Origin of the sequence: Pseudomonas nitroreducens, from assembly GCF_024170165.1 — a bacterium.
Taxonomy (GTDB): domain Bacteria; phylum Pseudomonadota; class Gammaproteobacteria; order Pseudomonadales; family Pseudomonadaceae; genus Pseudomonas; species Pseudomonas nitroreducens_C.
Genome location: NZ_JALJXP010000010.1, coordinates 273323 through 284396, shown reverse-complemented (window position 1 = coordinate 284396; position 11074 = coordinate 273323). Strand labels below are relative to the sequence as shown.

At 67.9% G+C, this 11074-nt stretch carries 10 protein-coding genes; 4 read left to right on the top strand and 6 right to left on the bottom strand.

The genetic code is table 11. The features are described 5' to 3' along the window. The 6 genes from J2T47_RS29490 to J2T47_RS20590 all read right to left on the bottom strand — a co-directional run. On the bottom strand, nucleotides 1-106 hold a 106-nt coding region (locus J2T47_RS29490), incomplete at its 3' end, for a hypothetical protein (RefSeq protein WP_437181006.1). Between the two features lie 76 nt (nucleotides 107-182). After that, complete coding sequence (locus tag J2T47_RS20610) at nucleotides 183-1010, bottom strand: FAS1-like dehydratase domain-containing protein (protein ID WP_253451011.1); 828 nt, start codon at nucleotides 1008-1010, stop codon at nucleotides 183-185. A 157-nt stretch (nucleotides 1011-1167) separates the two neighbouring features. Then, nucleotides 1168-1383, bottom strand: a complete 216-nt coding sequence (locus J2T47_RS20605; protein ID WP_253451008.1) for a formate dehydrogenase subunit delta — start codon at nucleotides 1381-1383, stop codon at nucleotides 1168-1170. Further along, complete coding sequence (fdhF, locus tag J2T47_RS20600) at nucleotides 1380-4310, bottom strand: formate dehydrogenase subunit alpha (protein ID WP_253451005.1); 2931 nt, start codon at nucleotides 4308-4310, stop codon at nucleotides 1380-1382. The genes J2T47_RS20605 and fdhF overlap by 4 nt, the downstream gene beginning before the upstream one ends. Beyond that, nucleotides 4307-5866 carry a formate dehydrogenase beta subunit gene (locus J2T47_RS20595; RefSeq protein ID WP_253451002.1) on the bottom strand — a complete coding sequence of 520 codons (1560 nt, stop codon included), beginning with the start codon at nucleotides 5864-5866 and terminating at the stop codon, nucleotides 4307-4309. The genes fdhF and J2T47_RS20595 overlap by 4 nt, the downstream gene beginning before the upstream one ends. After that, entirely contained in the window at nucleotides 5860-6342 is a 483-nt protein-coding gene (locus J2T47_RS20590) for a formate dehydrogenase subunit gamma (protein WP_253450999.1), read from the bottom strand. Before J2T47_RS20590 ends, J2T47_RS20595 begins: the two co-directional genes overlap by 7 nt. A 384-nt stretch (nucleotides 6343-6726) precedes the next feature. On the opposite strand from J2T47_RS20590, the gene J2T47_RS20585 reads away from it, so the two are divergent. The 4 genes from J2T47_RS20585 to J2T47_RS20570 all read left to right on the top strand — a co-directional run bounded on the left by J2T47_RS20585 (nucleotide 6727) and on the right by J2T47_RS20570 (nucleotide 11015). Next, nucleotides 6727-7095 (top strand): c-type cytochrome, encoded by a 369-nt coding sequence (locus tag J2T47_RS20585; protein ID WP_253450995.1) that lies wholly within the window; start codon nucleotides 6727-6729, stop codon nucleotides 7093-7095. A gap of 17 nt (nucleotides 7096-7112) precedes the next feature. Further along, complete coding sequence (locus J2T47_RS20580) at nucleotides 7113-8507, top strand: D-arabinono-1,4-lactone oxidase (protein ID WP_253450992.1); 1395 nt, start codon at nucleotides 7113-7115, stop codon at nucleotides 8505-8507. A 16-nt stretch (nucleotides 8508-8523) separates the two neighbouring features. Beyond that, nucleotides 8524-9801 (top strand): DSD1 family PLP-dependent enzyme, encoded by a 1278-nt coding sequence (locus J2T47_RS20575; RefSeq protein ID WP_253450989.1) that lies wholly within the window; start codon nucleotides 8524-8526, stop codon nucleotides 9799-9801. 173 nt (nucleotides 9802-9974) lie between these two features. Further along, nucleotides 9975-11015 (top strand): AraC family transcriptional regulator, encoded by a 1041-nt coding sequence (locus J2T47_RS20570; RefSeq protein WP_253450986.1) that lies wholly within the window; start codon nucleotides 9975-9977, stop codon nucleotides 11013-11015. The last annotated feature ends 59 nt before the right edge of the window (nucleotides 11016-11074 follow it).

Sequence of the window (11074 nt, the reverse complement as noted above, 5' to 3'; positions counted from 1 at the left end):
AGCCTTTCTCTTCGTCGATCTTGCGCCAGTATTCGGCAGGGAACTCCGCGCACAGGGCGCGCACGCCGTCACGGATGGCCTGGAGTTCTTCGGGGTTGTGGGTCATGGGGTTTCCTCTGGGCGGCGCCGCCTTGGGCGAGCGCGGGATGGCTTGTTCGGTGTTGGTGGATCGAAGGGAATGCTCAGTCGAACAGCACGTCGGCGCGCTGGCACAGGCCGCTGCCGTTGGCGGCCCACAGCTCGGCGACGCCGGGCTCGGTATGGCGGCCGCCGACGCGGAAGGTTTCCGGCGCGATCAGCGGGCGCACGCCACGGAAGCTGAAGCGGCGCAGGCGCGCCAGCGGGTTGGCGCGGGCGAACGCGGCGAGGCTCAGGCTGGCGGTCAGCGGGCCGTGCACCACCAGGCCGGGGTAGCCTTCGCTGGCGGTGACGTAGGGCCAGTCGTAGTGGATGCGATGGGCGTTGAAGGTCACCGCCGAGTAGCGGAACAGCAGGGTCGGATCGGGCGCGATGCTTTCCTCCCAGTCCGCCAGCGGCGCGGGCTCGCCCTCACTCAGCTTCGGCGGCGAGGGCTCGCGGTAGACGATGTCCTGTTCTTCGCGCAGGCACAGCTGCTGGCCCTGCCAGTACTCGTGGGCGAGGGTGACGAAGAGCAGCGAGCCGGTGCGCCCGGCTTTTTCCTCGATGCGCTCGATGCGCGTCTTGCGGAAGGCTTCGGCACCGACCCGCAGCGGTTCGAGGAATTCCAGGCGGCCCCCGGCCCACATGCGATTGCGCCCATGGGCCGGGGGCATGAAGGTGCCCAGGGTCGGGTGGCCGTCCGGGCCCAGGCGATTGCCCGCGACCTGGTCGTTGAAGAAGCACCAGTGCCACAGCCACGGCAGTTCCTCGCCATGGGCCGGCGCCTGGGCATTGAAGGTGGCCGCGATGCGCTGCACGAGGTTGCGGCTGAGTTGGTCGTGCACTTCCTGGGTGCGCCCCAGCCATGCCGAGGGATCGAAGTCGGTCATGCCGTGTATCCGCTTTGTGGGTGATGCCCGGCATGATGCGGGCGCGTGCGGACGGGGAGGAATTCGCTTTTGCGGAAGCCCGGTTCAAGCTCAGGCTAAGACGCGGCGCAGCAATGAAAAGGCCGCCCCTGGGGCGGCCTCGGTGTGAACACTGCCGTCAGGCGCTTTGCGTGCTCAGCGCCGCCTGCACCAGGGCATGTAACTCGGTGCCCGGATGATCGGCGTGCCAGTCCTTCAGCTCGCGGCGCATGGCCGGCGTCCAGAAGTTCTGCAGGTGCTGCTGCACGCCGTGGACCGCCAGGGCAGGGTCCGATTCGGTGGAGAAGTACTGGCCGATCTGGTTGGCCATCTTGATCAGGTTCTCGACGCTCATCGACGGACCTCGGTTTTCTCGGCTTTCTCGGCCTTCTCGGCTTTCTCGGCTTTCTCGCCATGGGCGTGGCGGCGCTCCTTGAGCAGGCGCCGTTGTTCGTCGCTGAACGCCTGGTAGCGCTTCTGCCATTCCGAAGGCTGGAACACGCGCACTACCTCCACTGCGGTGACCTTGTACTCCGGGCAGTTGGTGGCCCAGTCGGAGTTGTCGGTGGTGATCACGTTGGCGCCGGATTCGGGGAAGTGGAAGGTCGTGTAGACGACCCCCGGCGCGACGCGCTCGCTGACCCTGGCACGCAGCACCGTCTGCCCGGCACGGCTGCCCACGCCGACCCAGTCTCCATCGCTGATGCCGCGGCTTTCCGCGTCGCTGGCGTGGATTTCCAGGCGGTCTTCCTCGTGCCAGGCGACGTTGTCGGTGCGCCGGGTCTGCGCGCCGACGTTGTACTGGCTGAGGATACGCCCGGTGGTGAGCAGCAGCGGATAGCGGGCGTTGACCTTCTCCTCGGTGGGCACGTAGCCGGTGAGCATGAAGCGTCCCTTGCCACGCACGAACTGCTCGATGTGCATGGTCGGGGTGCCGTCGGGCGCGGCGTCGTTGCACGGCCATTGCAGGCTGCCATGGCGGTCCAGCTCGGCGTAGCTGACGCGGGTGAAGGTCGGCGTCAGGCGGGCGATCTCGTCCATGATCTGCGCCGGGTGCGTGTAGTCCATCGGGTAGCCCAGGGCGTTGGCCAGGGCCACGGTGGCTTCCCAGTCGGCCTTGCCGCCCAGCGGCTCCATCACCTTGCGTACGCGGGAGATACGCCGCTCGGCGTTGGTGAAGGTGCCGTCCTTCTCGAGGAAGGAGCTGCCCGGCAGGAACACGTGGGCGAACTTGGCGGTTTCGTTGAGGAAGATGTCCTGCACCACCACGCACTCCATGGCGGACAGGGCGGCGGTGACGTGCTGGGTGTTGGGGTCGCTCTGGGCGATGTCCTCGCCCTGGCAGTACAGCGCCTTGAAGGTGCCGCCCAGCGCCGCTTCGAACATGTTGGGGATGCGCAGGCCGGGATCGGGCTGCAGGGTCACGCCCCAGGCCTGTTCGAACTGGCTGCGCACGGTCTCGTTGGAAATGTGCCGGTAGCCGGGCAGCTCGTGGGGGAAGGAGCCCATGTCGCACGAGCCCTGCACGTTGTTCTGGCCGCGCAGCGGGTTCACCCCGACGCCCTCGCGGCCGACGTTGCCGGTGGCCATCGCGAGGTTGGCGATGCCCATCACCGCGGTGCTGCCCTGGCTGTGCTCGGTGACGCCCAGGCCGTAGTAGATCGCCGCGTTGCCGCCGCTGGCGTAGAGGCGGGCGGCGGCGCGGATCTCTTCGGCGGGCACGCCGCACACCGGGCCGAGTACCTCCGGAGCGTTCTCCGCCAGGCCGACGAAATCGCGCCAGCGGATGAAGTCGCTGGTTTCGCAGCGCGCGTCGACGAAGTCCTGCTTGACCAGCCCTTCGCTGACGATGACGTGGGCCAGGGCGTTGAGCATGGCGACGTTGGTGCCGGGGCGCAGTTGCAGGTGCAGCTCGGCGCGGGCGTGGGGCGAGTCGACCAGGTCGATGCGCCGCGGGTCGATGACGATCAGCTGCGCGCCCTGGCGCAGGCGGCGCTTGAGCTGCGAGCCGAACACCGGGTGGGCGTCGGTGGGGTTGGCACCCATCACCAGCACCACGTCGGACTGCATCACCGAGTCGAAGCTCTGGGTGCCGGCGGATTCGCCCAGGGTCTGCTTGAGACCGTAGCCGGTGGGGGAGTGGCAGACCCGCGCACAGGTGTCGACGTTGTTGTTGCCGAATGCCGCGCGCACCAGCTTCTGCACCAGGTAGGTCTCTTCGTTGGTGCAGCGGCTGGAGGTGATGCCGCCGATGGAGTCGCGCCCGTATTTCGTCTGGATGCGGCGGAATTCGCTGGCGGCGTAGGTGACCGCCTCGTCCCAGCTGACTTCCTGCCAGGGGTCGCCGATGTGCTGGCGGATCATCGGTTTGCTGATGCGGTCCGGATGGGTTGCGTAGCCCCAGGCGAAGCGGCCCTTGACGCAGGAGTGGCCGTGGTTGGCCTGGCCGTTCTTGTCCGGGACCATGCGCACCAGCTGGTTGCCCTTCATCTCCGCGCGGAAGGAGCAGCCCACGCCGCAGTAGGCGCAGGTGGTGATGACGGCGCGCTCCGGCTGGCCGATCTCGACCACGCTCTTCTCCATCAGCGTGGCGGTGGGGCAGGCCTGCACGCAGGCGCCGCAGGAGACGCATTCGGAGTCGAGGAAGTTCTCGCCGCCGGCCGCCGCCACGCGGGACTCGAAGCCGCGCCCTTCGATGGTCAGGGCGAAGGTGCCCTGGGTTTCCTCGCAGGCGCGCACGCAGCGGTTGCAGACGATGCACTTGCTCGGGTCGTAGTCGAAGTAGGGGTTGGAGACGTCTTTCCGGTCCTTCAGATGGTTGGCGCCGTCATAGCCGTAGCGCACCTCGCGCAGGCCGACCTGGCCGGCCACGGTCTGCAGCTCGCAGTTGCCGTTGGCCGAGCAGGTCAGGCAGTCCAGCGGGTGGTCGGAGATGTACAGCTCCATCACGTTGCGCCGCAGGTCCGCCAGCTTCGACGTCTGCGTGCGCACCACCATGCCTTCGCTCACCGGTGTGGTGCAGGAGGCCGGGTAGCCGCGCATGCCGTCGATTTCCACCAGGCACATGCGGCACGAGCCGAAGGCTTCCAGGCTGTCGGTGGCGCAGAGTTTCGGGATGGTGGTGCCGAGCAGGGCGGCGGCGCGCATCACCGAGGTGCCGGCGGGCACGCTGATCTCGCGGCCATCGATGCTCAGGCTGACCTGTACGTCGCTGTCGCGCGCTGGGGTGCCGAGGTCGATGTCGCTGCCTGCGGACGTGGAGGGATCGAAGTAGTTGATCACTGGTCGGCCTCCGAAGTCGCCAGACCGAAGTCGGCGGGGAAGTGCTTGAGGGCGCTGGCCACGGGGAAGGCGGTCATCCCGCCAAGGGCACAGAGCGAGCCGTATTGCAGGGTGTCGCAGAGGTCGCCGAGCAACCTGGCCTGCTGCTGGCGGGCGCCGAGGTCGGTGGCGGCGATCAGCCGGTCCACCACCTCCACGCCACGGGTCGAACCGATGCGGCAGGGCGTGCACTTGCCGCAGGATTCCTCGGCGCAGAACTGCAGGGCGAAGCGGGCCATGCGTGCCATGTCCAGGCTGTCGTCGGCGACCACCACGCCACCGTGGCCGAGCATGGCGCCGACGGCGGCAAAGGCTTCGTAATCCAGCGGGGTATCGAACTGCGAAGGGGGCACCCAGGCGCCCAGCGGGCCGCCGACCTGCGCGGCCTTCAGCGGGCGGCCACTGGCGGTGCCGCCGCCGTAGCCTTCCACCAGCTCGCGCAGGGTCAGGCCGAAGGCGCGTTCCACCAGCCCGCCGTGGCGGACGTTGCCGGCCAGCTGGAAGGGCATGGTGCCCAGCGAGCGGCCCATGCCGAAGTCGCGGTAGAACTGTGCTCCTTTGGCCAGGATGATCGGCACCGAGGCCAGGGTGAGCACGTTGTGCACCAGCGTCGGCAGGCCGAACAGGCCTTGCAGCGCCGGCAGCGGCGGCTTGGCGCGGACCACGCCGCGCTTGCCTTCCAGCGAATCCAGCAGGGCGGTTTCCTCGCCGCAGATATAGGCGCCAGCGCCGACGCGCACTTCCAGCTCGAAGGCGCGGCCGCTGCCGCCGACGTCTTCACCGAGGTAGCCGGCGTCACGGGCGAGCTTCAACGCCTGGTTCAGGGTGGCGATGGAGTCCGGGTATTCCGAGCGCACGTAGAGGTAGCCCATGCTTGCGCCGACGGCGAGGCCGGCGATGGCCATGCCCTCGATCAGCAGGAAGGGGTCGCCTTCCATCAGCATGCGGTCGGCGAAGGTCCCGGAGTCGCCTTCGTCGGCGTTGCACACCACGTACTTCTGGCTGCCGGCCGCATCGCGTACCGTGCGCCACTTGATGCCGGCGGGGAAGGCCGCGCCGCCACGGCCGCGCAGGCCGGAGTCAAGCACTGTAGCGACGATGTCGGCACCTTCCATGCCGATGGCGCGGGTCAGACCCTCGAAGCCGCCGTGGGCGCGGTAGTCGTCCAGCGACAGCGGCCGGGTGATGCCGGCGCGGGCGAAGAGCAGACGCTGCTGGCTCTTCAGGTAGGGAATCTCTTCCACCGGCCCCAGGGCCAGCGGATGGCTGGCCGGGTCACCGCAGAGGGCGTCGAGCAGGGCGGGAACATCGTCGACCGTGAGCGGGCCGAAGCCCAGCCGGCCGGCGGAGCTGTCCAGCTCCAGCAGCGGCTCAAGCCAGTACAGGCCACGGGAGCTGGTGCGCTGGATGTCCAGCGGCAACTGGCGACGTTCGGCCTCGGCGACCAGGGCGTCGGTCACTTCGTCGGCGCCCACCGCACGGGCCACCGAATCGCAGGAAACGAACAGCTTCAGCATGCGGCGTCCTCCCGGCAACCGTTGACCAGCTCGCGCAGGCGCTCGGCGGTGAGGCGCGCGTGGACCCGGCCGTCCAGCTCCAGCGCCGGCGAGCAGGCGCAGGCGCCCAGGCAGTAGACCGGGCGCAGGGCGATGCGGCCGTCGGCGCTGGTGCCGTGGTCGTCCAGTTCGAGCTGTTCGCGCAGCTGCGCGGCCAGGGCTTCGGCGCCGCGGCTCTGGCACGATTCGGCGCGGCACAGGCGCAGCGTATGGCGGGCCGGCGGCGCGGTGCGGAAGTCGTGGTAGAAGCTGATCACCCCGCGTACCTCGGCGACGCTGAGGTTCAGTGCATGGGCGATTTCCGCGACGGCATCGTCGGGAATGTAGCCGACGCAGTCCTGGATGGCGTGGAGCACCGGCAGCAGGGCGCCGGGCGTGGCCTTGAGACGTTCCAGCACATCGTGGATCAGGGGCAGGTGAAGCGAATCATCAGGCATACAGCGCACCTCGACATCGCGGGCGCCTGCGGTGGGCGGCGACCCGGAATCCTTCGGCGGCGGCGAACCGGCCACGTCACGGTCTGCGTGGCTTTGCGGGGCGCCATCGTTCTTATGGGGTGTTGCCGTCCGGCCAAGCATCTGTGCGCGCCTGGTCCGTGACAATTGGAAAGATTGCCATCCCTCTGGATTAGGGATAGCACTCGAACGACCCTGCGCATCCTGAAACCGACAGGGGACCCAAACCGCCACCTTGTCCGCCGAGAGCCCCCTTATTGGCCGGTAATGCCCTCAGGTGCGGCCGCTGCCCGCCTTAACCTGCCAGCTACCCATGACAACAAGAATCCGCGCCGTCGCCGCGTGCGGGAAGAAAAGGGGAGCACCATGCATAAACCCGCAACACCCTGGCCTGCGCTTGCCTTGCTGGCCCTGACCGGCCTGCTCGGTGGCTGTGGCGACGATGCCGCGCCGCCAGCGGCCCGCAGCGCGGCCGTGCTGTCGCCCGCAGATCCCGCGCTGGCGAAGATCTATGACAGCAGCTGCAAGCTCTGCCACGCCAACCCGGCCTCCGGCGCGCCGCAGGCGGGCGACGTGAAAGCCTGGCAGCCGCGCGTCGCCCAGGGCGCCGACAGCCTGCTGGACCACAGCATCAACGGCTTCAAGGGCATGCCGCCGATGGGCATGTGCATGCAGTGCTCGGAGGACGAGTTCCTCGCGCTGATTTCCTTCATGTCCGGCCAGTCTGTCCAGTAAGCGCGGGGGTTCCTTCGATGCCTATTCAACTCACCCGGCGTCAGCTCTTGCAGAGTGCCGGTATTGCCGGGGCGTATGCCTCGTTGTCGAGCCACTCGCTGGCGGCCGAACTGGCCCGCGCGCCGCGGCTGATCCCCTGGCGCAACTGGTCCGGCGGGCAGAGCTGCCTGCCGGCGGCGCGCCTGGCCCCACAGAGCCTCGACGAGCTGGTGCAGGTCATCCGCCAGGCCCAGGGCAAGGTGCGCCCGGTGGGCTCGGCGCATTCCTTCAGCGCCCTGGTGCCCACCGACGGCACGCTGGTTTCTCTGGCCTATTTCAACGGCCTGCTCGGCCACGACGCCGACACGTTGCAGGCAGAGTTCGCCGCCGGCACGCCGATGTCGCTCATGGGCCCGGCGCTGAAGGAAATCGGCCAGGCGCTGCCGAACATGTCGGACATCGACTACCAGACCCTGGCCGGGGCGATTTCCACCTCCACCCACGGCACCGGCGTCGGCTTCGGCTCCTACTCCACCCGTGTGACCGGCCTGCAACTGGTAACCGCCAGCGGCGACGTGCTGGACTGCGACGCCCAGCGAAACCCCGAGGTGTTCAACGCCGCGCGGGTGTCCCTCGGCGCGTTCGGCATCGCCACCCGCGTGCGCCTGCAGAACCGTGCGGCGTTTCGCCTGCACGAGAAGCAGTGGGTCGCCAGCACCGAGGAACTGCTGGAAGACGTGGAGAAGAACACCCGCGAGAACCAGCACTGGGAAATGCAGGTCATGACCCATTCCGACTATGCACTGTCCATCGCCCTCAACGAGACCACCGACCCGCCCACGGCGCCGCAGGACCCGGCGAAGGAGGGCGGCAACGAGTTCGTCAGCATCATCGAGGGCCTGGACAAATACGGCAGCGATTTCCCCGCCGCACGGCGCTTCCTGCTCAACAGCCTGCGCCATGTCGCCAGCTTCGACGACCGCATCGGCGACTCCTACGACGTCTTCGCCAACGTGCGCAACGTGCGCTTCAACGAGATGGAGTACTCGGTCCCGGCCGAACACGGCCCGGCCTGCCTGCGCGAGATCCTCAAGCTGATCAACGACAAGGACCTGCGCACCTGGTTCCCCATCGAGTACCGCTACGTGAAGGCCGACGACATCCCGCTGAGCATGTTCGAGGGCCGCGACAGCTGCTCGATCTCCGTGCACCAGCACTACAGCATGGACCACCACAACTTCTTCGCCGCGGTGGAGCCGATCTTCTGGAAATACGCCGGCCGGCCGCACTGGGGCAAGCTGCACACGCTCAATGCGCGCACGCTGCAACCGCTGTATCCGCGCTGGAAGGAATTCACCGAGGTGCGCCGCGAGCTGGACCCCCAGGGCAAGTTCCTCAATGCCCACCTGTCATCGATCCTGGGCGTGGCCTGACAAGGAAGAAAAATCCATGAAACGACGCAATTTCATCGTCGGCGCGGCAGGGGCGGGCGTCCTGCTCGCCGGTGCCGGTGCCTGGCTGCGCCCGAGCGACCACGGCGCTCCGTATGACGAGTACTTCGCCCGGCTCAACCGCGAGCTGCGCGAGCACGGGCCGATGCGCCCGGTGATGCTGATCGACCTGGACCGCCTGGATCACAACGTCGACGTTGTGATGCAATCAGTGGCCCGCACCGGCAAGCACCTGCGCGTGGTGGAGAAGTCCCTGCCGTCGCCGCAACTGCTCGACTACATCGCCAGGCGCGCCGGCACCCGGCGGATGATGTCCTTCCATCAGCCCTTCCTCAACCATGACGCCGAGCGCTTTCCCGACTCCGACCTGTTGCTGGGCAAGCCGCTGCCGGTGGGTTCGGCGCAGCAGTTCTACGAGAACCTGCGCGGCCCCTTCGACCCGACCACCCAGCTGCAATGGCTGCTCGACACCCCCGAGCGCCTGCAGCAGTACCTGGCGCTGGCGCAGGGGCGCAACACCCGGCTGCGGATCAACATCGAACTGGACGTCGGCCTGCACCGCGGCGGCGTGGCTGACAAAGAAACCCTGGGCAGGATGCTCACCATCATCGGCGCCAACCCGCAGCATCTGGAGTTCGCCGGCTTCATGGGCTACGACCCCTTCGTCGGCATGGGCGTGCCCGAGGTGCTCGGCTCCTCGGAGGAACTCTTTGCCAAGGTGATGACGCTCTACGACGGCTTCGTCGACTACGCCCGCAGCCAGCACCCGACGCTGTGGAAGCCGGGCCTGACGCTCAATACCGCCGGCAGCCCGAGTTTCAGGATGCACGAGAACGAGCGCACCAGCACCGAGGTATCGGTGGGCTCGGCGCTGGTCAAGCCGACCCACTACGACCTGCCTTCGCTGGTGGAGCACCAGCCCGCCGCCTTCATCGCCACGCCAGTGATCAAGAGCACCGGCCCGGTGCTGATTCCGGCGCTGGACGACAAGTCGAAGCTGTTCTCCTGGTGGGACCCGAACCAGCGCGAGACCTTCTTCGTCTACGGCGGCAACTGGCTGGCCGAGCCCGAATCGCCCCGAGGCCTGCAGTTCAACGGCCTGTACGGGCGCAGCTCGAATCAGGAGATGGTCAACGGCTCCAGCGCCGTCGGCCTGAAGGTGGACGACCAGATGTTCCTGCGCCCGACCCAGTCCGAGTCGATCCTGCTGCAGTTCGGTGATCTGCTGGCGGTGCGGGGAGGGCGTATCGTCGAGCAATGGCCGGTGTATAGCTGACCAGCGCAGAGCGGGTGCAGGGCGGGGAGCCTTGCGCCAGCTGCTGTTCCAGAGGTGTCTGTAATATTCTGTTACGCCCGCTCTTGGCGGGCCTGCGAAAGCGTTATGATGCGGCCATCGTGCGCCAGCCACATAACAAGAATCGCCGGCGCCCCCGATCGAGAGCAGCCTGCATGCCCAGTACTAGCATCGATGCGCAATACGACCTGGCCCTGGTTTCGCCCTTCCTGCTGCAGACCCTGGCCGAGGTCGCCAGCGCCCAGGGCGTAAGCGGCGAGCGGCTGTGCCGTGGGCTTGGCTTCACCGCCGAGGAACTGCAGGATCCGGCCCAGCGCGTCAGCTACCGGCAGACAGTCGCGATGATCCAGCGCGCCCTCGCGGCGCTGCCCGAGTGCGGCCTGGGGCTGCTGGTCGGTCACCACAACGTGCTGGGCACCCTCGGTTTGCTCGGCCATGTGCTGTCCCTGTGCAGGAACCTGCGCGATGCCTTCGAACTGGGCCGCCGCTTCCAGCACACCACCGGCGGCATCGCGGTCTGCAACCTGATCGAGGGGCCGCAAGAGAGCTTCATCGAAGTGGAATGCCGGCTGCCCTTTGCCGACATTCAGGTATTCGCCGTGGAGGAGTTCTTCGCCAGCCTGCTGGTCTACAACCGCACCCTGATCGGCCCCCAGTTCCAGCCCCTGCGCTTCGAGTTCACCCACGCCGCGCCCGCCTATGAAGCCGAGTATCGCCGCCTGCTCGGGCCGAACCTGCAGTTCGGCTGCCTGCACAACCGCGTGGCCATCGCCAGCCACTGGCTCGATGTGCAACTGCCTAGCCATCACCCTGTCGCGTTGCGCCAGGCGCTGAGCCTGCTGGAGAACGAATCGGCCCAGGTGCAGCAGAAGACCGGCCTGCTGGAAACGGTGGAGCGCGCCATCGCCCGCGACCTGGCCCACGGCAGCCCGATCGACAAGGTCGCCAGCGAGCTGAACATGAGCAGCCGCACGCTGCGCCGTCGCCTGAGCGAGCACGGCATCACCTTCGATGCGTTGCAGGATCAGGTGCGCCATGCCCGCGCCATGAGCCTGCTGAACAACCCGGAAATGCCCATCGAGCGCATTGCCGAGGCGCTTGGCTACAGTGACGTACGCGGCTTCCGCCGCGCCTTCAAGCGCTGGACCGGGCTGAGCCCGTCTGCCTGCCGTGATGAGGTCGCTCTGGCGCACTGAGTCGCCATCCGGCGATTACATTGACACGGCACAAGGGCGGCCCCGGCCCGCGCAGTTAA